The 19,162-nt window shown below is 70.3% G+C and carries 21 protein-coding genes; 9 read left to right on the plus strand and 12 right to left on the minus strand.

Translation table 11 applies throughout. The features are described from left to right. Positions 1-35: 35 nt before the first annotated feature. The 7 genes from LRX76_RS00060 to asnS all read right to left on the minus strand — a co-directional run bounded on the left by LRX76_RS00060 (position 36) and on the right by asnS (position 4,193). The gene (locus LRX76_RS00060) at positions 36-560 is read right to left on the minus strand and encodes a 3-hydroxyanthranilate 3,4-dioxygenase (RefSeq protein ID WP_231800418.1); all 525 of its coding nucleotides are present in this window, start codon (positions 558-560) and stop codon (positions 36-38) included. 14 nt (positions 561-574) lie between these two features. Further along, a complete protein-coding gene (gene can, locus LRX76_RS00065; protein ID WP_231800419.1) occupies positions 575-1,240 on the minus strand; it encodes a carbonate dehydratase in 666 nt (221 codons plus the stop codon). 64 nt (positions 1,241-1,304) lie between these two features. Then, complete coding sequence (locus LRX76_RS00070; protein WP_231800420.1) at positions 1,305-1,937, minus strand: FMN-binding negative transcriptional regulator; 633 nt, start codon at positions 1,935-1,937, stop codon at positions 1,305-1,307. A 4-nt stretch (positions 1,938-1,941) separates the two neighbouring features. Beyond that, the gene (locus LRX76_RS00075) at positions 1,942-2,256 is read right to left on the minus strand and encodes a hypothetical protein (RefSeq protein WP_231800421.1); all 315 of its coding nucleotides are present in this window, start codon (positions 2,254-2,256) and stop codon (positions 1,942-1,944) included. Further along, entirely contained in the window at positions 2,253-2,558 is a 306-nt protein-coding gene (locus LRX76_RS00080) for a hypothetical protein (protein ID WP_231800422.1), read from the minus strand. The genes LRX76_RS00075 and LRX76_RS00080 overlap by 4 nt, the downstream gene beginning before the upstream one ends. Beyond that, positions 2,555-2,785, minus strand: coding sequence for a hypothetical protein (locus LRX76_RS00085; RefSeq protein WP_231800423.1), 231 nt, complete (start codon positions 2,783-2,785; stop codon positions 2,555-2,557). The genes LRX76_RS00080 and LRX76_RS00085 overlap by 4 nt, the downstream gene beginning before the upstream one ends. 7 nt (positions 2,786-2,792) lie before the next feature. Then, the gene (gene asnS, locus LRX76_RS00090; RefSeq protein ID WP_231800424.1) at positions 2,793-4,193 is read right to left on the minus strand and encodes an asparagine--tRNA ligase; all 1,401 of its coding nucleotides are present in this window, start codon (positions 4,191-4,193) and stop codon (positions 2,793-2,795) included. Positions 4,194-4,299: 106 nt separating this feature from the next. On the opposite strand from asnS, the gene LRX76_RS00095 reads away from it, so the two are divergent. Continuing rightward, positions 4,300-4,659, plus strand: a complete 360-nt coding sequence (locus LRX76_RS00095) for an iron-sulfur cluster assembly accessory protein (RefSeq protein ID WP_231800425.1) — start codon at positions 4,300-4,302, stop codon at positions 4,657-4,659. 94 nt (positions 4,660-4,753) lie between these two features. Here the strand turns inward: LRX76_RS00095 and LRX76_RS00100 are convergent, their stop codons facing one another. The 5 genes from LRX76_RS00100 to LRX76_RS00120 all read right to left on the minus strand — a co-directional run bounded on the left by LRX76_RS00100 (position 4,754) and on the right by LRX76_RS00120 (position 8,967). Then, the gene (locus tag LRX76_RS00100) at positions 4,754-5,566 is read right to left on the minus strand and encodes a CHAD domain-containing protein (protein ID WP_231800426.1); all 813 of its coding nucleotides are present in this window, start codon (positions 5,564-5,566) and stop codon (positions 4,754-4,756) included. An 84-nt stretch (positions 5,567-5,650) separates the two neighbouring features. Next, positions 5,651-6,814 carry a zinc-dependent alcohol dehydrogenase gene (locus tag LRX76_RS00105; protein ID WP_231800428.1) on the minus strand — a complete coding sequence of 388 codons (1,164 nt, stop codon included), beginning with the start codon at positions 6,812-6,814 and terminating at the stop codon, positions 5,651-5,653. Between the two features lie 184 nt (positions 6,815-6,998). Continuing rightward, positions 6,999-7,550: a heme-binding protein gene (locus LRX76_RS00110; RefSeq protein ID WP_231800429.1), complete on the minus strand. Its 552-nt coding sequence runs from the start codon at positions 7,548-7,550 to the stop codon at positions 6,999-7,001. Positions 7,551-7,555: 5 nt separating this feature from the next. Continuing rightward, entirely contained in the window at positions 7,556-8,287 is a 732-nt protein-coding gene (locus LRX76_RS00115; RefSeq protein ID WP_231800431.1) for an SDR family oxidoreductase, read from the minus strand. Continuing rightward, entirely contained in the window at positions 8,284-8,967 is a 684-nt protein-coding gene (locus LRX76_RS00120; protein ID WP_231800433.1) for a TetR/AcrR family transcriptional regulator, read from the minus strand. Before LRX76_RS00120 ends, LRX76_RS00115 begins: the two co-directional genes overlap by 4 nt. 198 nt (positions 8,968-9,165) lie before the next feature. Between LRX76_RS00120 and LRX76_RS00125 the strand changes: the two genes are divergently transcribed. From LRX76_RS00125 to smc, 8 genes are all read left to right on the plus strand, one after another. Then, positions 9,166-10,686, plus strand: coding sequence for an efflux transporter outer membrane subunit (locus tag LRX76_RS00125; protein ID WP_231800435.1), 1,521 nt, complete (start codon positions 9,166-9,168; stop codon positions 10,684-10,686). Then, on the plus strand, positions 10,683-12,290 hold the full coding sequence (locus tag LRX76_RS00130) for an MFS transporter (protein ID WP_231800442.1): 1,608 nt from the start codon (positions 10,683-10,685) through the stop codon (positions 12,288-12,290). Before LRX76_RS00125 ends, LRX76_RS00130 begins: the two co-directional genes overlap by 4 nt. Before the next feature lie 7 nt (positions 12,291-12,297). Then, on the plus strand, positions 12,298-13,347 hold the full coding sequence (locus LRX76_RS00135) for an HlyD family secretion protein (protein ID WP_231800443.1): 1,050 nt from the start codon (positions 12,298-12,300) through the stop codon (positions 13,345-13,347). A gap of 34 nt (positions 13,348-13,381) precedes the next feature. Then, positions 13,382-13,711, plus strand: a complete 330-nt coding sequence (locus LRX76_RS00140; protein ID WP_231800444.1) for a DUF190 domain-containing protein — start codon at positions 13,382-13,384, stop codon at positions 13,709-13,711. Between the two features lie 264 nt (positions 13,712-13,975). After that, the gene (gene rpsF / locus LRX76_RS00145) at positions 13,976-14,422 is read left to right on the plus strand and encodes a 30S ribosomal protein S6 (RefSeq protein WP_231800445.1); all 447 of its coding nucleotides are present in this window, start codon (positions 13,976-13,978) and stop codon (positions 14,420-14,422) included. A gap of 11 nt (positions 14,423-14,433) precedes the next feature. Continuing rightward, positions 14,434-14,664: a 30S ribosomal protein S18 gene (rpsR, locus tag LRX76_RS00150; RefSeq protein WP_005926280.1), complete on the plus strand. Its 231-nt coding sequence runs from the start codon at positions 14,434-14,436 to the stop codon at positions 14,662-14,664. An 80-nt stretch (positions 14,665-14,744) separates the two neighbouring features. Continuing rightward, positions 14,745-15,197, plus strand: a complete 453-nt coding sequence (rplI, locus tag LRX76_RS00155; RefSeq protein ID WP_231800446.1) for a 50S ribosomal protein L9 — start codon at positions 14,745-14,747, stop codon at positions 15,195-15,197. 358 nt (positions 15,198-15,555) lie between these two features. Next, complete coding sequence (gene smc / locus LRX76_RS00160) at positions 15,556-19,059, plus strand: chromosome segregation protein SMC (RefSeq protein WP_231800447.1); 3,504 nt, start codon at positions 15,556-15,558, stop codon at positions 19,057-19,059. Positions 19,060-19,162 lie beyond the last annotated feature (103 nt).

Here is a 19,162-nt window from a genome sequence, read left to right on the forward strand (position 1 = left end):
TCCTGCAACAGATTGCTCCTGCAAGAAGCAGGGGGTCAGGCCTGCGCGTAGCGGGCCGGGGCAGGATGCAGGTGTCCGCAGGCCTCGCAGGTGCGCAGCTGGCGCGACGAATAGAAGCGGTCGAACACCGGCGGCAGGTCCGTCTCGATGTCGTGCAGCGGGAAGTATTCCTCGTACAGCGGGTGGTTGCAGTCCTCGCAGAACCACATCAGCCCGTCCTGCTCGCCGGGCAGGCGCTTGCGCTCGACCACCAGCCCCACCGAGTCGGGCATGCGCTGCGGCGAGTGCGGCACCCGCGGCGGCAGCAGGAAGATCTCGCCGGCACGGATGGGGATGTCGCGCACCGCGCCATCCTCCTGCACCTTGAGCACCATCTCGCCCTCGATCTGGTAGAACCACTCCGGGCCTTCGTCGAAGTGGTAGTCGGTGCGCGCATTGGGGCCGCCGACCACCATGATGATGAAGTCGTCCTGCTGGATGCACTTGTTGCCGACCGGCGGCTTGAGCAGGTGGCGATGCTCCTCGATCCAGGCGTGCAGGTTGATCGGCATGGGCAGCATGGACGGGCTCCGGGTCATTCGTCGCGCTTGCCGCTGGTGGGCATGGCCGCCAGCGCCTGTTCGTAGGCGATGGGCAGCTTTTCCTGCGAATCCACGTCCATGCCCAGCTGGCGCACGCGGCCATCGAAGACACTGTAGCACCAGGCATGCAGCACCAGGCGCTGGCCGCGCGCCCAGGCGTCCTGCACCACCGTGGTGTGGCACAGGTTGACCACCTGCTCGATGGCGTTGAGTTCGCACAGCCGCGCGTGGCGCAGCTCGTCGGTCGGCGCCAGCGCCAACCGCGCCGCATGCTTGTCGCGAACGTCGCCGACGTGGCGCAGCCAGTTGTCGGCCAGGCCCACGCGCTGGCCGGTCATGCTGGCATGCACGCCGCTGCAGCCGTAGTGGCCCACCACCAGGATGTGCCTGACCTTGAGCACGTCGATGGCGAACTGCACCGTGGACAGGCAGTTCAGGTCCGAATGCACCACCACGTTGGCGACGTTGCGGTGGACGAACACCTCGCCCGGGTCCAGGTCGAGGATCTGGTTGGCCGGCACGCGCGAATCGGAGCAGCCGATCCACAGGTACATCGGCGACTGCTGGTGCGACAGCCGTTCGAAGAAGTCCGGGTCCTCGCGCCTGACGCGCTCGGCCCATTCGAGATTGTTCTTGAGGAGTTGCTTGAGTTCTGGCATCGGTGGCGACGCATTGGGGGTGGGGAAAAGGGTAGCGCGCGGGCGCGGTGGCGGCGCGGTGCGATCAGCCATCGTGGGCGTCGCGCAGCCTGGCGGACATCATCGCCGCCACTTCCGCCTCGCGCCCGCCCTGGCGTTGCAGCCGCTCGGCGACCGCGCGCATGTTGGCCTGGGGATGATTCTGGCCCAGCTTGGCCTTGAGCTCGATGCGCTCGGCGACCAGGCGGAAGCCGACCACGCCGCGCAGCTTGCGGCGCTCGTCGTCGCTGCCGGCATCGAACCGCCAGTCGCTGCCCACGCGCGCCTCGTGCAGGTCGCTCAGCTCCGACACCAGCGCGGCCAGCCGCGCCTCGTCGTCGAAGACCTGCAGCCGGCCCTGCAGGTGCGCGGCGGCGTAGTTCCAGGTGGGCACGCGCCCGGCCTGTTGCTTGTCCGGGTACCAGCTGGCCGATACGTAGGCGTGGGGGCCGTGCACGATCGCCAGCGCCTGGCCGGCATGGCGCCATTGCGGGTCGGGCCGGGCCCAGTGCCCCTCCAGGACCACTTCGCCGCCGCTGCGGCGATAGATCACCGGCAACTGGCTGGCGAAGGGCAGGCCGTCGTCGCCGACGGTCACCAGGGTCACGAAGGCATCGCGCTCGATCAGCGCGTCCAGCAGCGCGAGATCGGTCTCGGCGAAGGCGCGGGGCAGGTACACGGGTTCAGGCGCGCCCGCCGAGCTTGACCACCATCTGCTCGTGCAGCCCGGCCTCGCTGCCGGCGCGCGGCGGCGACACCTCGTCCAGCGAGAAGCCGCGCGCCAGGGCGTCGTCCTCGTCCAGGCCGTCGAAGGCGACGAACTCGGCATCGAGCAGGGCGGCGTGCGCGGCATCCTCGCTCTCGTACACCAGCGTCTGGCCGTCGCTGCCCAGCACCTCGGCGGTGCCGGCCTCCTTCACCCGCAGCCGCGCCCAGATCAGCATCCGGCCCAGGCTCGCGAGCCACCATTGGTCGTAGCCTCGATCGTGTACGTTCATCGTGTCACCTGTGAAAGCAGGCCGAGCGCGGCGGCCATGCCGAGCCCGGCGAAAAGGGTAAGCAGCGCCAGCCACGCCGGCGTCGCCAGTCCGGACAACGCCGGGTCGCCGGCGTCGCGGTAGTGCCGCCGCAGCAGCCAGGCCAGGGCGGCGGGCCTGAGGAAGGCGCCCTGGCCGAAGTCCTCGGCAATGCGCGGATGGCGGTCGCGCACGTGTACCAGGGTGAGCGGCCAGAAGATCAGGAAGGCGCTCAGGCCCGCCACCGCCACGCCGACCAGACACAGCGCCAGGAACAGGATCACGCGCCGATCAGCCTGAACAGCCGCGGCGCCAGCGCGCCAAGCACGGTCAGCGCGGCGGCGAACCACAGAGGACGCAGCGCCCGCGACAGCTCGGCCACGCCCTCGGGGGTCTCCCACCAGGGACGCGGCGCCGGCGCCCGCGGCCGCTTGTGCAGCCGGTAGACCTGCGCCAGCCCGGCGATCGCCGCCGCCAGCGCCAGGGTCCACAGCACCAGTTGCACGGTCACGCCCACCTCAGAACTCGGCGCTGCCGGGCGCGCGCGGGTAGGGGATGGCGTCGCGGATGTTGGACAGCCCGCACACGTACACCACCAGCCGCTCGAAGCCCAGGCCGAAGCCGGCGTGCGGCACCGTGCCGTAGCGGCGCAGGTCGCGGTACCAGCCGTAGTGCTCGCCGTCCAGGCCGAACTGCGCCATGCGCTTGTCGAGCACGTCCAGGCGCTCCTCGCGCTGGCTGCCGCCGATGATCTCGCCGATGCCCGGCGCCAGCACGTCCATCGCCGCGACGGTCCTGCCGTCGTCGTTCAGGCGCATGTAGAAGGCCTTGATGTGCTCGGGGTAGTTGGTCACCACCACCGGGCGGCCGACGTGTTCCTCGGTCAGCCAGCGCTCGTGCTCGGTCTGCAGGTCCAGGCCCCATTCGACCGGGAAGTCGAACTTGCGGCCGGACTGCTGCAGCAGCCGGATCGCCTCGCCGTAGTCGATCTGCTCGAACGGCGCGTTGATGAAGGCCTCCAGCTTGCTGATCGCGTTCCTGTCCACGCGCTCGGCGATGAACGCCAGGTCGTCGCCGCGTTCGTCCAGCACGGCGCGGAACAGGTACTTGAGGAAGGCCTCGGCCACGCGCGCGTCCTCGGCCAGGTCGGCGAAGGCGATCTCCGGCTCGATCATCCAGAACTCGGCCAGGTGGCGGGTGGTGTTGCTGTTCTCGGCGCGGAACGTCGGGCCGAAGGTGTAGACCTTGCTCAGCGCCAGGCAGTAGGCCTCGACGTTGAGCTGGCCGGACACGGTCAGGAAGGTCTCCTTGCCGAAGAAGTCGCGCGAGAAGTCGACGTTGCCCTTGCCGTCGCGCGGCAGGTTGGCCAGGTCCAGCGTGGAGATGCGGAACATCTCGCCGGCGCCCTCGGCGTCGGAGGTGGTGATGATCGGCGTGCTGATCCAGTTGTAGCCGTTCTCGTGGAAGAAGCGGTGCACCGCCTGCGCCAGGCAGTTGCGGATGCGCGCCACCGCGCCGAACAGGTTGGTGCGCGGGCGCAGGTGGGCGACCTCGCGCAGGAACTCCAGCGAGTGCGCCTTGGGCTGGATCGGGTAGGTTTCCGGATCCTCGACCCAGCCGACCACCTCGATGTTCTGCGCCTGGATCTCGAACGCCTGGCCCTGGCCCTGCGACGGCACCAGGGTGCCGGTGGCGATCACCGAGCAGCCCGCGGTCAGGCGCTTGATCTCCGCGTCGTAGTTGGGCAGGTCGGCCGGCGCCACCACCTGGATCGGGGCGAAGCAGGAACCGTCGCTGACGTTGACGAAGGACAGCCCCGCCTTGGAGTCGCGCCGGGTCCGCACCCAGCCGCGTACCGTCACCTCGCCGCCGGCCGGGATCCTGCCCGCCAGCGCATGTTCAACGCTTACCACCGTCATGACTTGATTCCCCGCCGGAGCGACTCGATCTATGGAACGCGCAAGTTTACTGTGCGTATCGCCGCACGTCCCTATAATCGCCATCAATCCGTCGGAGTCTCCCGCCATGGCCGTAAGCCTGTCCCCCGTTGCCTGGCAGCGCGTCCAGCAGTTCGTCGCCAAGACCCCCGAAGCGCTGGGCCTGCGCTTCGGCGTCGCCCGTACCGGCTGTTCCGGCTGGGGCCACGTCACCGAGCTGGCCAAGGAACAGCGCGAGGGCGATACCGTGTTCGAGCAGGACGGGGTGCGCATCTATGTCGACCCGACCAGCCTGCCGCTGGTGGACGGCACCCGCATCGACTTCGCCAAGCATGGGCTGAGCGAGACCTTCGTGTTCGAGAATCCCAACGCCGTGGCCGAATGCGGCTGCGGCGAGAGTTTCACGGTGGACGAGACTCACCGCTCCACGGAGCCGAGCGCGGCGTAAGTCATTGATTGTCGGCCGGCGCCGCGCAAGCAGGCGGCGACGGCGTCGAGTCGATGCGGGAGGCGGGCCGCCGCCCGTGCCGCGCATCCGGGCGTCATCGGTGCGGGGCGAACATGGCGTTCGACTCCATTTCGCGGTGCAATTGCAGCAGCAGGGCACCGCGGTCCGGGATCCCGGGAGCACGGCGCAGCAGGTTGCGGACGGATCGCAGGTCCTGCAGCCAACCCAGGCGATCGCTCAGCTTGCGAAGCGCTTTGGCCTGCTTGTCCGCGGCCGGCTTGCCGCTCGTGCCGGCGATCTCCGGCGCAATGACGCCAAGCGCATCGCGCTGCATGCGCAGGCGCCGCACGCGACGCCGGAAGCGATGGAGATTCTGCGGCGACGGATCCTGCCTGGCGCGCTTTTCCGCCTTGGCCAATCGGGCCTGGCCGAGCCTGAGCGCCGCGCGCAGGTCGGAGCGCTTCAGCCGCCGCCAATCCAGCGCCTCCAGGTCCGCGGCCACGCGCTCGACGATCGCCTGCCGTCGCCGGAATCCCGGATCGGCGGCAAGGGCCCTGGCCATCGAGCGGTCGCGCCGCTCGACCAGGAAGTCGATCGCCGGCTGCCACCGGCCGGTACCGTCCCTCGCCGCAAGGGCCTGGGCGACATCGACCGTGACGTGCGCGTCGCGCAACGCCGACAGGCCGTCCCCCAGCTTCTGCAGACGGCGGTCGATCGGGGCGACCTCGTCGAACCGGTGCTTCACCAGCGCCAGCAGCGAGCGCAGGCGTCGGATGGCTTTGCGGGCGCTGTGGACCGCGGCATGCACGTTGCGCTTGCGCGCCAATGCACGGGCAATGATCCGGCATTCCCGGCGCGCCAGCGCCTGGGCCGCAGTGCCCGGCTGACAAGCGCTGTCCGAATTCATGCGTCCATCGGAAAACTCCCCGGAACGGCCACCTTAGCGAAATCGGCCCGTGCGCGCCACGCCCGGGCCGGCCGCCGTGCCCGGTCAAGGCGTCAGCACCACCTTGCGGCAATCCTCCTTGCGCTCGTTGAAGATCTCGTAGCCCTTCGCCGCATCGGCCAGCTTCATGCGATGGGTGATGATCTCCTCCGGCACCAGCTTGCCCTCGCCGATGAACTCCAGCAGTTCCGGCAGCAGGGATTGCACGTGGGTCTGGCCCATCTTGAAGGTCAGTCCCTTGTCGAAGGCGTCACCGAACAGGAAGCCGTGGATGAAGCCGGCATACACGCCCGGCACGCTGACCACGCCGCCGCGGCGGGTGGCCGCGATGCACTGGCGGAGGGCGGCGCCGCTGGAGCCCTCCAGCTTCAGCGTCGTCAGCACCGTCTCGGTGGTGCTGCCCTTGGCCTCGAAGCCGACGGCGTCGATCGTGGCGTCGACGCCGCGGCCTGCCGTGGCTTCGATGATCTGCGCGGCCGGGTCGTCCTGTTCGTCGAAGTCGATCGGAACCACGCCGTAGGCCGATCGCGCGAACGCGAGCCGGTAGTCGTTGTGATCGATCATGTAGATCGTCTGCGCGCCGAGCATGCGTGCGCAGGCAGCGGCCATGCAGCCGACCGGGCCGGCACCGAAGATCGCCAGGGTGCTGCCGGGCTTGACCCCGGCGTTGAGCACCGCCTGGTACCCGGTCGGCAGGATGTCGGACAGGAACAGCACCTGCTCGTCCGCCAGCGCGTCAGGCACCGCGAACGGCCCGACGTTCGCCTTCGGCACGCGCACCAGCTCCGCCTGCCCGCCGGGCACGCCGCCGTACAGGTGGCTGTAGCCGAAGAGCGCGGCCGGCGGCTTGATGCGCTTGCGATTGAGGATCGCGCCGCGGCCCGTGTTGGTGGTCTCGCAGGCCGCGAACTCGTTCAACAGGCAATGGAAGCACTGGCCGCAGGCGATGACGAAAGGAATCACGACACGGTCGCCCACGCCCACCGAGGTGACTTCCGGCCCCACCTCCTCGACGATCCCCATGAATTCATGGCCGAGGATGTCGCCGTCCTGCATGTCCGGGATCTTGCCCCGGAAGATATGCAGGTCCGAACCGCAGATGGCAGTGGCCGTGACCCGCAGGATGAGGTCGTCCGGGGCCTGCAGCGACGGATCGGCGACGGACTCGACGCGAACATCGCCCGAGCCCTGGTAAGTCAGTGCGCGCATGGCTGTACTCCTGCTGGTTGGGTTCCAGCACGACGCTCGCCGCAGTGCGGTAAATCCGAGGTGAGCGCGCGTGAGCATGCCGTGCAGCCCGCAGCGGATCCCCGTAGGGAGCGGAGGGTTCTGGCGCCTCGTGGTCGATCCGCCAGCGCTGCCGCAAACGCTGGCGTCGCGACCTGGCGGCAGCCTAGCGGCCGACCGCTGCCGCGGCGGCGCAGGCGACCCGGCTGTCGTTGGCGCCATGCGCGCCGCTGACGCCGACCGCGCCGACCACCTGTCCATCGACGACGATCGGTACGCCGCCTTCCAGCGGCGTCACCCCCGGCGTGGAGAGGAAGCTGGGCTTGCCGCCGTTGACGAAGTCCTCGAACTCCTTGGACGGTGCCTGCAGCAGCGCCGCCGTCCGCGCCTTGCCCTGCGCCACCGCGGGGCTGATGCCGATGGCACCGTCGGTCTTCTCCAGCGCCACCAGTTCGCCCGCGGCATCGACCACGGCCACGGCGATGCGCCAGCCATTGCGCGCGGCCTCGTCCTTGGCCGCCTCGACCGCCTGGCGCGCGCCGGCCAGCGAGAGGGTTCGCCGCACCAGCGTCGCGGCGGGGGCGCTGCCCGCGGTGGACGTGGCGGCCTGTTCCTGTGCCGCGAGGGGGGCGGCGGACGCGGGTGTGGTGGCCGATGCCGCCAGCAGCGCGAGGAAGGTGGCGTGGGCGGCCGGAAGAGCAGGGAAGGAAATCCGCATGGTCGTCACCCCTTGAGCATGACGCCGCCATCGACGCCCAGGTGCTGGCCGTTGACGAAGTCGTTGGCCATCAGGAACACGTAGGCCGAGGCGACCTCGTCCATGGTCGCGGTGCGCCCGAGCGGGATGGCCTGGTTGAAGTGCTGCCGCGTGGCCTCGACCTGCGCTGCGGGCACCTCGCGCCAGAAGGGGGTGACGGTCCAGGTCGGGCAGACCGAGTTGGCGCGGGCTTTCGGCGCCAGTTCGACGCCCAGCGCCTCCACCAGCGCGTTGATGCCGGCATTGCCGACGTAGCTGGCGCAGGCGTCCTGCGCGCGGCCGCCGGTGCCGGAGGTGAATACCAGGCTGCCGCCCGGGTTGATCTTTCCCGCTGCGTGGCGCGCGATGCGCACGTTGGCGAAGAACTTGGACTCGATGACGTGGCGGATGGTGGCGTAGTCGGCGGACAGGAAGCCGCCGCCCATCGCGTCGCCGACCATCGACACCAGGTGGTCGAAGGCGGGCAGGGCGTCGAAGAAGGCCTGCAGCGAGGCCTCGTCGTGCGCGTCCACCCGCGCGGTGTCGACCTGCGCGCCGCCCGCCGCGGCCAGCTCGTCGTGCGCCTGCCGCAGCCGCTGCGCGTCGCGCCCCGCCAGGATCAGCCGGCCCGCGCCGGCGGCCTGCGCCTGCCGCGCCACATGAAGCCCGATGCCGGAACTGCCGCCGACGATGACGATGGTCCTGCCCTGGATGCTCATGGTGATTGCCGGTCCTGGTCGAGCGGGGGAGGCGGTACGTGGCCGAACGCGCGCAGGAAGGTGGTGACGGCCATGTCCACCCACTGGTCGATCTGCGCGGCCGAGGGCGTGGCATCGGGATGGGTCAGGCACTGCATCTGCGCCTCGTTGCGCACCAGGCCGGCGAACAGGCTGGCGGCGGCCTCCAGCCCGACCGTGCTCACGTCGACCTCGCCGGCCCGCGTCGCCTGCGCCAGCTGTTCGGCCAGCATCGCGGTGATCACGCGCGGCCCGGCCAGGTAGAAGGTCCGGCCCAGCTGCGGAAAGCGGGGGGCCTCGGCGACCGCCACCCGGTACAGCGCCAGGCCGGTGGGCGAGAGCACGACCTCCAGGTAGGCTCGCCCCAGCACGGTGAGGGTCCGGTGCAGGTCGCCCGGCTGGAAGTGGATGTCGCGGATGGTCTGGGTGAAGGCCGCGCATTCGTTTTCCACCACCGCCACGAACAAGGCCTCCTTGTTGGGGTAGCAGGCGTAGACCGTGGCCTTGGATACGCCCGCCTCGCGCTGGATCATGTCGGTGGTCGCCGCGCTGAAGCCATGCGCAAGGAAGACCGTGGTGGCCGCTTTCAGCACCCGCTGGGTCTTCTCGTCGGGGCAGTCCGGCGTCGTCTGCGACGCACTCTGCAAGGCGGTCGATGGCATGCCCTTCTCCGTACCGTTCGGTTCCTTGGTTTCAGTGTACATGCTGGCGCCCGTGTCAATGCTCTTGCACCGGTATGGCGAGGCTGTCGAAGCAAATCCGTGGGCAGGAATTGTGTTGACAGCCCATCGGGGCAACGATATTGTCAGTACCGATCGGTACATCGCTGGTCGATCACCCCCAAGGAAACACTCCCAACCATGCCTCGCTTTCCCGACCGCTCCGCATTGGGAGCCGTGGTGCTGGGTGCGCTGCTCGGTGGCTGCGCCGCCGGCCCATCGTTCCAGCGTCCGGCCGATCCGTTGCAAGACGCCGTTCTCATCCCGCGCGAAGGCGACCTGCCGGCCGCCGGGTTGTCGCCCACGTCGGTGCCGGCGGCATGGTGGACGCTGTTCGACGATGCCTTGCTGAGCTCGCTGCAGGGCCGGGCGGCCAGCCGCAATCTCGACATCCAGGCCGCTTCGGCCCGGGTCGAGCAGAGCCGTGCCCAGCTGGGCATCGCCGGCGCAGCGTTGCTGCCGAGCGTGGGCGTGGGCGTGGACTATTCCCGCGCCGGGGTCAGCGAGAACGGAGTGCTGGCCAGGCTGGGGGCGTCCTCCCGGCCCTACGAGCTGTGGCAAGGCGATTTCCAGGCCAGTTGGGAACTGGACCTGTGGGGCCATGCCCGGCGCCTGCGCGAGAGCGCCGCGGCCTCGGCCGAGGCCAGCCTGTACGGCCGCGAGGCGGTGAGGGTGGCGGTCGCGGCCGAGGTCGCGCGCAACTACCTGCTGCTGCGCGGCCGGCAGACGCAGCTGGACATCATCCGGCAGCACCTGGAGATCGCCCGGCATGCGCTGCGGATCGCCGAGAGCCGCGAGCGCAACGGCGTGGCCACGCGTTTCGACACCGCCGCGGCGCGGGCACAGCTGGCCACCACCGAGGCCATGGCGCCGCAGGTCGCCCACCAGCGCGACGCCGCGATGAATGCGCTGGCATTGCTGCTGGGCGAGCCGCCGCGCGCACTGGATGCGGAACTCGGCCCGGCGCTGCCGGCGCCGGAGATGCCGCGGCAGATCCCGGTGGGGCTGCCTTCGCAGCTGGCGCAGCGGCGCCCGGACATCCTGCAGGCGCAGGCGCGCCTGCAGGCGGCCACCGCCGACATCGGCGCGGCCCAGGCGGACTTCTATCCACGCATCAGCCTGGGCGGCTCGCTCGGGCTGCAGGCCCTGGACGCGAGCGACATGGGCAACTGGTCCTCGCGCCAGTTCAGCGTCGGGCCGACCCTGTACCTGCCGATCTTCCAGGGCGGCCGCCTCAGGCAGACGCTGGCGCTGACCGAGGCACGCACCCAGGCCGCGGCCATCGACTACCAGCAGACCGTGCTCAATGCCTGGCACGAGGTGGACGGCGCGCTCGGCGCCTACGCCGCCGAAGTCCAGCGCCATGCACAGCTGCGCACGGCCTGGGAGCAGAACCGGCTGGCGCTGGAAGTGTCGCAGCGCTCCTACCGCGAGGGGACGGCGGACTACCTGTCGGTGCTGGTCGCCCAGCGCAACCTGCTGGAGAGCCAGTCGGCATTGGCCGATGGCGCCACCGGCACCGGCCTGGCCCTGGTCGGCCTCTACAAGGCGCTGGCCGGCGGCTGGGATCCGGCGGCGCTGGGAGCCCCGTCCACCGCGCCGGCCCCGTCCGCGGCGCAGCCCGAGCCGGTCGCCGGCCTGGCGTCACGGAGCCGGCAATGAGCCATGCCGCCGCCGGCGCGGTGCCGGCAGCGCCGGGCGCCGCGTCGAAGGGCAGTCCGCCACAACCGGTGTTCGGGCCGCGGCTGGCGGCCGGCCTGTTCGGCATCTTCCTGGCGGCGATGATGGCCGGGCTGAACAATCGCGTCGGCGGGCTGGGCCTGGTGGACGTGCGCGGCGCGCTCGGCTTCGCCCAGGACGACGCGTCCTGGCTGGGCACCGCGTATGCGGCCGGCGAGCTGGTGGCGATGCCGTTCGCAACCTGGTTCGCGATCACCATGTCGCTGCGCCGCTTCCACCTGGCCATGCTCTGTACCTCGCTGGCCCTGGCACTACTGCTGCCGCTGGTGCACAACCTGCCGCTGCTGCTGGCGCTGCGCGCGCTGCAGGGCGTGGCCAGCGGCGCGCTGATCCCGCTGCTGATGATGGCCGCGCTGCGCTTCCTGCCGCCGCCGATCCGCCTGCACGGGCTGGCGCTGTACTCGATGACCGCCACCTTCGCCCCCAACCTGGCGGTGTGGCTGGCCGGGCAGTGGAGCGACCAGTGGCACGACTGGCGCCTGATCTACTGGCATATCGTCCCGCTGGGGCTGCTGGCGGTCCCGCTGGTCGCCTGGGGCATACCGGCGATGCCGCCGGCGCCGGCGCGCTGGAAGGGCGGCAACTGGTTCGGCATGGCCTGCGCGGTGGTCGGCCTGAGCCTGCTCACGGTCGGCCTGGACCAGGGCGTACGGCTGGACTGGTTGCGCTCGCCGCTGGTGGCCTGGGCGCTGGCTTGCGGGCTGGCGCTGACGGCGCTCTACCTGTTCACCGAGTGGTGGCACCCGGCGCCGTTCATCAAGCTGCAACTGCTGCGAAGGCGCAACCTGTGGCTGGGCTTCACGATATTCGTCGGCCTGCTGGTGGTGATGGCTTCCAGCGCCGCGCTGCCGGCGGCCTACCTGGGCGCGGTGCAGGGCTACCGGCCGCTGCAGAGCGCGCCGCTTGGCCTGATCGTCGGCCTGCCGCAACTGCTGGTGGCGCCGGCCGTGGCGCTGCTGCTCTACCGCAAGTGGGTCGATGCGCGGAAGCTGATGGCGCTGGGGCTGGCGCTGATGGCACTGGCCTGCTGGCTGGGGGCGCGGCTTACCGCCGACTGGACCTGGGGCGAGTTCGCCTGGGCGCAGGTGCTGCAGTGCCTGGGCCAGCCGATGGCGGTGGTGTCGCTGCTGTTCCTGGCCACCAGCGTGGTGCAGCCGATGGAAGGCCCCTACGTGGCCGGCACGGTCAATGCCCTCCGCGCCCTGGGCACGCTGCTCGGCGGCGCGCTGATCAGCCAGCTGGTCGCCGTGCGCGGACGCTTCCATGCCGAGATGCTGCTCGACCTGGCCGGCCTGTCCGGCCGTTCCCCGGCCGCGGTCATCGATCCGGCGACGCTCGCCACGCTGGTGCCGCAGCAATCGCTGGTGCTGGCGACGGCCGACGGCTACCGGGTGCTCGCCGTGCTGGCGTTGCTGCTGATCCCGCTGGCGCTGCGCCTGCAGCACATCCCCGCGCCGACCATCGCCGCCGTCGCCAGGGTGCCGGCAACACCCGCCGCCACCGTCCCCTCGTCCCCGAACGTATAGAACCTCCATGGCCCTTTCCAGAAACACCCGCATCGCCAGTGCCGTCGTCGTGCTGGCGATCGCCGCAGGCGGATTCCTCCTGCTCAATCGCCCGGAAGCCGATGCGGCCGTGCAGTCCACCGACGATGCCTACGTGCAGGCCGACCTGACCGTGGTGTCGCCGCAGATCGCGGGTCGCATCGCGCGGGTAGAGGTCGAGGACAACCAGGCCGTCAAGGCCGGTGCGCTGCTGGCAACGATCGACGACCGCGACTCGCGCGTGGCAGTGGACGCCGCAAGGGCGCAGGTCGGCGCCGCGCAGGCGGCGGTGCAGGGCCTGCAGGCGCAGATCGCCCGCCAGGCATCGGCCCGGCGCCAGGCCAGGGCCGCCGTGGCCGCGGACGATGCCGGCCTGGTGCTGGCGCGCGCCGATCGCAGCCGCTTCCGGAACCTGGTCGCCGACGGCTCGGGCACATTGCAGGCCTTGCAGCAGGCCGAGGCGCAGCTGCACATCCACGAAGCCACCCGGCAGAAGGACCAGGCGGCGCTGGAGTCGGTCGACCAGCAGACCGAGGTGCTGCGCGCCGAGCTGCAGAAGGCCCGGGCCGGCCTGGCCCAGGCCGAGGCGGCGCTGGCGGCGGCGGAACTCAACCTGTCCTACACCCGTATCGTCGCCCCGGTGGACGGCACCGTTGCCCAGCGTTCGCTGCGGCTGGGAGCGTACGTGGGCACCGGCACGCCGCTGCTGGTGCTGGTGCCGCTGGAGCGCGTCTACGTCGAGGCCAACTTCCGCGAGACGCAGCTGGCCCGCGTGCGGCCCGGCCAGTCCGTGGAGATCAGGGTCGACGGCCTGCCGGGTACCGTGCTGAAGGGCCGCGTCGAGAGCCTGGGGCCGGCCAGCGGCGTGAGTTTCTCGGCGCTTCCGCCGCACAACGCCACCGGCAACTTCACCAAGATCGTCCAGCGCCTGCCGGTGCGGATCAGCGTCGATCCCGGCCAGCCCGCCGCGAGCCGGTTGCGCGTGGGCATGTCGGTCCAGCCCCGCATCGACACCACCGGCGCGCAGCGCGAGACGTGAGCCGGAACAGACCTACAACTACTTGGAGAGCGCCATGCAAGGCTATCAGGTCACCTTCTTCACCCAGCAGGACCGCATGCACGGCCAGACGCCGCTGGCACAGTGGTTGCTCGAGGAGGCGCGGCGGCTGGGCGTCCGCGGCGCGACCCTGAGTGGCGCCCTGCAGGGCCTGGGCCATGACGGTTCGGTGCATGCCATCAACCTGTTCGACGTGTCCGACCAGCCGGTCCAGGTCACGCTGGTGGCCAGCGACGAGGAACTGCAGCGCCTGTTCGCGCATCTGGAGCAGCAGCAGGTGCAGGTGTTCTACATGAAGGTTGCCGCCGAGTTCGGAACCCTGGGCGTGCAGCCGGCTGCGCCTTGACGCCTGGCTGGCGGGACCGGCCCGGACCCCGCAGTCCTGGCGAGGGGCCCGGGCCTTTCTGCGCTCACGCCCGCCCGGGCGGCAGACGGCGTCCCGGGCCGCAGCGCCACCGGGCAGGCGGTGTTGCGGCTAAGTGATTGAGCTGCCATAATTTCCGGCTCCCCGCGCATGCGCCATCGCTGCGGGGCCCTTGCTCCACCGCCGCCGCAGGGCTGGCGGGGGGCTGTCCGGCCCTTGCGGGCCACATCCGAAAGGTAGAAAGACATGAGTCGTCATTACGAAATCGTGTTCCTGGTCCATCCGGACCAGAGCGAGCAGGTCCCGGCGATGATCGAGCGCTACAAGGCGCTGGTCGAGAACGGCAACGGCAAGATCCACCGCCTGGAAGACTGGGGCCGCCGCCAGCTGGCCTATCCGATCCAGAACCTGGTCAAGGCGCACTACGTGCTGCTCAACATCGAGGTCGACCAGGCCGTGCTGAGCGAGCTGGTGGAAAGCTTCCGCTTCAACGACGCGGTGCTGCGCCACCTGGTCATCAAGCGCGACGGCCCGGATACCGAGCAGTCGTTCATCATGAAGAGCAAGGACGAGAAGTCCGACAAGCCCGAGCGCGGTGAGCGTCGTCGTCGCGACGACGAGGAAGGCGAGACCCCCGCCGCCACCGAAACCAATGCCGAAGGCGACAACGCCGACGCTGCCGAAGCCGCCTGAGGAGCACACCCATGTCCAAGTTCTTCCGTCGCCGCAAGTTCTGCAAGTTCACCGCCGAGGGTGTGAAGGAGATCGACTACAAGGATCTCAACACCCTGCGCCAGTACCTGACCGAGAACGGCAAGATCGTGCCGAGCCGCGTCACCGGCACCAAGTCCAAGTACCAGCGCCAGCTGGCCACGGCCGTCAAGCGCGCCCGTTTCCTGGCCCTGATCCCGTACACGGACAACCACGACATCTGATTGTCACTTTCCCGTCCTATTCGGACAGCAATGCGTTGCGGCGGCCTGGTGCCGTCGCTAACGAATAACGGAGCACTACGATGGATCTGATTCTTCTGCAGAAGGTGACCAACCTGGGCAACCTGGGCGACAAGGTCACCGTCAAGCCGGGCTACGGCCGCAACTACCTGGTGCCGCAGGGCAAGGCCGCCCCGGCCACCGCCACCAACCTGGCCGAGTTCGAGGCCAAGCGCGCCGAGTACGAGGCCAAGGCCAAGGGCATCCACGACGAGGCGCAGAGCCGCGCCGACAAGTTCGACGGCGCCAGCGTGACCATCTCGGCGCACGCCTCGACCGAAGGCAAGCTGTACGGCTCGGTCGGCCCGCGCGACATCGCCGAGGCCTTCACCGCCGCCGGCCACCCGCTGAACAAGAGCGAGGTCATCCTGGGCGAGGGTTCGTTCCGCAACATCGGCGAGTACGAGGTGGTCCTGCACCTGCATGCCGACGTGGAGACCACCGTCAAGGTGATCGTCGAAGCGGACCACCGCTGAGGGTCCTGCAAGCAGTCGCAAGCAACGGGCGCCGGAAGGCGCCCGTTGCGTTTGCGGCGGTGGCGTTGGACCGAGCCTGCCGGATTGCCACCGGCATCGCGTAGCCGGGTGCGCCACCCGGGCTACGGGCTTGCCGGCTGCGGCCGGCGACAGGCCAGGCCGCGGGTGGGACCTCGCGCGGGCCGGCAACGGCAGCCGTCCTGCCGGCTCGCCTCATCCCCGCTATACTCAGCACTGACCAATTGCAGCCGGCCATTCATTCCATTCGAATCAATGACTTGTAGCTGATACTTCGCCCTGTTCCATATGAGTGGCAGTGCCGGCCCCCGGGGTCGCAATGCCCGGAATTTCCCGCCACATGCGCCTGTCCACGATCAAGCTGTCCGGTTTCAAGTCGTTCGTCGATCCGACCACGCTGCACCTGCCCACCAACATGACCGGCGTGGTCGGTCCCAACGGCTGCGGCAAGTCCAACATCATCGACGCGGTGCGCTGGGTGATGGGCGAGAGCTCGGCCAGCCGCCTGCGTGGCGACTCGCTGACCGACGTGATCTTCTCCGGTTCCTCGGCGCGCAAGCCGGTGTCGCAGGCCACGGTGGAGCTGATCTTCGACAACTCCGACCACACCATCAGCGGCGAGTACGCGACCTACAACGAGATCTCGGTCAAGCGCATGGTCAGCCGCGACGGCAACAGCGCCTACTACCTCAACGGCACCAAGTGCCGCCGCCGCGACATCACCGACCTGTTCCTGGGCACCGGCCTGGGCCCGCGCAGCTACTCGATCATCGAGCAGGGCATGATCAGCCAGATCATCGAGGCGCGGCCGGAGGACCTGCGGGTGTACCTGGAGGAGGCGGCCGGCATCTCCAAGTACAAGGAGCGGCGCAGGGAGACCGAGACCCGCATCCGCCACACCCGCGAGAACCTGGACCGCCTCAACGACCTGCGCGAGGAGATCACCAAGCAGCTGGCGCACCTGCAGCGGCAGGCCAGGCAGGCCGAGCAGTACCAGGCGCTGCAGGAAGAGCGCAAGGTCAAGGACGCCGAGTGGAAAGCGCTGGAGTACCGCGGCCTGGACGGGCGGCTGCAGTCGTTGCGCCAGGCGCTGGGCCAGGAGGAGACGCGGCTGCAGCAGCTGATCGCCGAGCAGCGCGAGGCCGAGAGCCGGATCGAGACCGGGCGCGTGCGCCGCGACGAGGCGGCCGAGGCGCTGGCCAGGGCGCAGGCCGAGGTCTACCAGGTCGGCAGCACGCTGGCGCGCATCGAGCAGCAGATCCAGCACCAGCACGAGATGTCGCAGCGCGTGCACAGGGCGCACCAGGAGGCGCAGGTGCAGCTGGGCGAGCTGGCGCGCGACATCGGCGGCGACGAGGCGCGGCTGGCGGCGCTGCGCGAATCGGTGGAGGCCGCCGAGCCGCAGCTGCTGCAGTTGCAGGAAGACAACGAATTCAAGCAGGAGGCGCTGCGCGAGGCCGAGGCGCGGCTGGCCGACTGGCAGCAGCGCTGGGAGAACCACTCGCGCGGGACCGCCGAGACCTCGCGCGCGGGCGAGGTCGAGCGCACCCGCGTGGACTATCTGGACCGGCAGGTCCTGGAGGCCGACCGCCGCCGCGAGGCATTGCAGGCCGAGCGCGCCGGGCTGGACCTGGAGGCGCTGGCCGAGAGCTTCGAACAGGTGCAGCTGCAGCACGAGACGCAGAAGGCCGCGCTGGATGGCCTCAACGAGCAGGTCGAGGCGCGCAGGGAGGCGGTAGCCGCATTGCAGGAACAGCAGCGCGCCGCGCAGTCGGAGCTGGCCGAGGTGCGCAAGCAGGCGCAGACCGCGCGCGGGCGACTGTCTTCGCTGGAGACCCTGCAGCAGGCCGCGCTCGGCCAGGAGCAGGGCGCGGCGGTGGCCTGGCTCAAGGCGCACGGGCTGGACTCGTCCGTGCGCGTGGGCGAGCGCATCGAGGTCGAGGCCGGCTGGGAGAACGCGGTCGAGAGCGCGCTGGGGCAGCTGATCGAGGGCGTGCTGGTCGAGGCGCCGGAAGCTCTGGTCGACGCATTGGGCGAACTGGGCGAAGGCCGCATCGCGCTGGTGTCGGCGGAGCAGGGCGATGCCGGGTTCGCGCCGACCTCGCTGGCCGCCAGGGTGCACGGCCCGATCGCCATCCGCCGCCTGCTGGCGCGGCTGCACGGTGCCGAGGACCTTGCCGCCGCGCGCGAGCTGCAGCGCAGCCTGGGCGAGGGCGACTCGGTCATCACCCGCGGCGGAGAGCGCCTCGGCGAGGGCTGGGTGCGGGTGTCGCGCTCGGGCGCGGCCAAGCAGGGCGCGCTGCTGCGCGAGCGCGAGATCCAGGCGCTACGCGGGCAGATCGAGGAACTGCAGGAACGCGAGGCGGAACTGGAGCACCAGCTGGCCGGCCTGCGCGACCAGGCGCTGGCGGCCGAGCAGCAGCGCGAGGAGGCCCAGCGCCAGCTGTACATGGCGCACCGCAGCGTGTCCGAGCTGGCCGGCCAGCTGCAGAGCCAGCAGGGCAAGCTGGATTCGGCCCGCAGCCGCATCGAGCGCATCGAGTCCGAGCTGGCGCAGCTGGCCGAAACCCTGGACGCCAGCCGCGAACAGGCGCGCGAGGCGCGCTCACGGCTGGCCGACGCGGTCGACCAGATGGGCGACCTGGAAACGCAGCGGCAGGCGCTGGAAAGCGAGCGCCGCCAGCTCACCGAGGCGCGCGATCTGTCGCGCGACGCCGCGCGCCGCGTGCGCGAGGCCACCCACGCCCTGGCGTTGACGCTGGAATCGCAGCGCACGCAGATTTCCTCGCTGAGCCAGTCGCTGGAACGCATGCTGCACCAGCGCGGCCAGCTGGAGAACCGCCTCGGCGACCTGTCGCTGCAGCTGAGCGAGGGCGATTCGCCGGTTGAGGAACTGGAGAACCAGCGCCAGGTCGCATTGGGCGAGCGCGTGCGCACCGAGCGCGTGCTCGGCGAGGCGCGCACCCTGGTCGACGGCATCGACCACGAGCTGCGCGGACTGGAACAGACCCGCCAGCAGCGCGACGAGCAGGCGCTGGCGCAGCGCGAGCGCATCGCCCAGCGCCGCCTCGACCAGCAGGCGCTGGTGCTCAACGCCGAACAGCTGTCGGCGGCCGTGGTCAAGGCCGGCTTCGTGCTCGACGACGTGATCAACACGCTGCCCGAGCACGCCGACGTCGGCGAGTGGGAGCAGGCGGTGGCGCAGATCGACGCCCGCATGCGGCGGCTGGAGCCGGTCAACCTGGCGGCGATCAACGAGTATGGCGAGGCGTCGCAGCGCGCCGAGTACCTGGAGGCGCAGAACGTGGACCTGACCACCGCGCTGGAGACGCTGGAGGACGCCATCCGCAAGATCGACCGCGAGACCCGCGGCCGCTTCAAGGATACCTTCGACCGGGTCAATTCCGGCGTGCAGGCGCTGTACCCGCGCCTGTTCGGCGGCGGCCACGCCTACCTGGAGCTGACCGGCGAGGACCTGCTCGACACCGGCGTGGCGATCATGGCGCGCCCGCCGGGCAAGCGCGTGTCCAGCATCTCGCTGCTGTCCGGCGGCGAGAAGGCGATGACCGCGGTGGCACTGGTGTTCGCCATCTTCCAGCTCAACCCGGCGCCGTTCTGCCTGCTCGACGAGGTCGACGCGCCGCTGGACGAGGCCAACGTCGGCCGCCTGGCCAACATGGTCAGGGAGATGAGCGAGAAGGTGCAGTTCCTGTTCGTCAGCCACAACAAGGCGACGATGGAAGCGGCGCACCAGCTCTCCGGCGTGACCATGCGCGAGCCGGGCGTCAGCCGCCTGGTCAGCGTGGACCTGGAGGAGGCGGCACGGCTCGCCGGTGCGGCGTGACGTGCTCCAGCGCCATGCGCTCCGGTTTTCCTCGCGTGCCTTTACGTGACATCCTTATGCGGATGGAATACATCGCGTCACTGATGACACATCCTTGGAGAAC

It is taken from the genome of Stenotrophomonas sp. MMGLT7 (genome assembly GCF_021168555.1).
Lineage (GTDB): Bacteria > Pseudomonadota > Gammaproteobacteria > Xanthomonadales > Xanthomonadaceae > MMGLT7.

Excerpts from the sequence above, each read along its gene's own strand:
- rplI (WP_231800446.1), top strand. The coding sequence starts at position 14,745 with ATGGATCTGATTCTTCTGCAGAAGGTGACCAACCTGGGCAACCTGGGC.
- LRX76_RS00120 (WP_231800433.1), bottom strand. The coding sequence starts at position 8,967 with ATGCCATCGACCGCCTTGCAGAGTGCGTCGCAGACGACGCCGGACTGC.
- LRX76_RS00075 (WP_231800421.1), bottom strand. The coding sequence starts at position 2,256 with ATGAACGTACACGATCGAGGCTACGACCAATGGTGGCTCGCGAGCCTG.
- LRX76_RS00105 (WP_231800428.1), bottom strand. The coding sequence starts at position 6,814 with ATGCGCGCACTGACTTACCAGGGCTCGGGCGATGTTCGCGTCGAGTCC.
- LRX76_RS00060 (WP_231800418.1), bottom strand. The coding sequence starts at position 560 with ATGCTGCCCATGCCGATCAACCTGCACGCCTGGATCGAGGAGCATCGC.
- LRX76_RS00115 (WP_231800431.1), bottom strand. The coding sequence starts at position 8,287 with ATGAGCATCCAGGGCAGGACCATCGTCATCGTCGGCGGCAGTTCCGGC.
- LRX76_RS00140 (WP_231800444.1), top strand. The coding sequence starts at position 13,382 with ATGCAAGGCTATCAGGTCACCTTCTTCACCCAGCAGGACCGCATGCAC.
- LRX76_RS00110 (WP_231800429.1), bottom strand. The coding sequence starts at position 7,550 with ATGCGGATTTCCTTCCCTGCTCTTCCGGCCGCCCACGCCACCTTCCTC.
- LRX76_RS00125 (WP_231800435.1), top strand. The coding sequence starts at position 9,166 with ATGCCTCGCTTTCCCGACCGCTCCGCATTGGGAGCCGTGGTGCTGGGT.
- LRX76_RS00130 (WP_231800442.1), top strand. The coding sequence starts at position 10,683 with ATGAGCCATGCCGCCGCCGGCGCGGTGCCGGCAGCGCCGGGCGCCGCG.
- rpsF (WP_231800445.1), top strand. The coding sequence starts at position 13,976 with ATGAGTCGTCATTACGAAATCGTGTTCCTGGTCCATCCGGACCAGAGC.
- LRX76_RS00135 (WP_231800443.1), top strand. The coding sequence starts at position 12,298 with ATGGCCCTTTCCAGAAACACCCGCATCGCCAGTGCCGTCGTCGTGCTG.
- smc (WP_231800447.1), top strand. The coding sequence starts at position 15,556 with ATGCGCCTGTCCACGATCAAGCTGTCCGGTTTCAAGTCGTTCGTCGAT.
- asnS (WP_231800424.1), bottom strand. The coding sequence starts at position 4,193 with ATGACGGTGGTAAGCGTTGAACATGCGCTGGCGGGCAGGATCCCGGCC.
- rpsR (WP_005926280.1), top strand. The coding sequence starts at position 14,434 with ATGTCCAAGTTCTTCCGTCGCCGCAAGTTCTGCAAGTTCACCGCCGAG.
- LRX76_RS00100 (WP_231800426.1), bottom strand. The coding sequence starts at position 5,566 with ATGAATTCGGACAGCGCTTGTCAGCCGGGCACTGCGGCCCAGGCGCTG.
- LRX76_RS00095 (WP_231800425.1), top strand. The coding sequence starts at position 4,300 with ATGGCCGTAAGCCTGTCCCCCGTTGCCTGGCAGCGCGTCCAGCAGTTC.
- can (WP_231800419.1), bottom strand. The coding sequence starts at position 1,240 with ATGCCAGAACTCAAGCAACTCCTCAAGAACAATCTCGAATGGGCCGAG.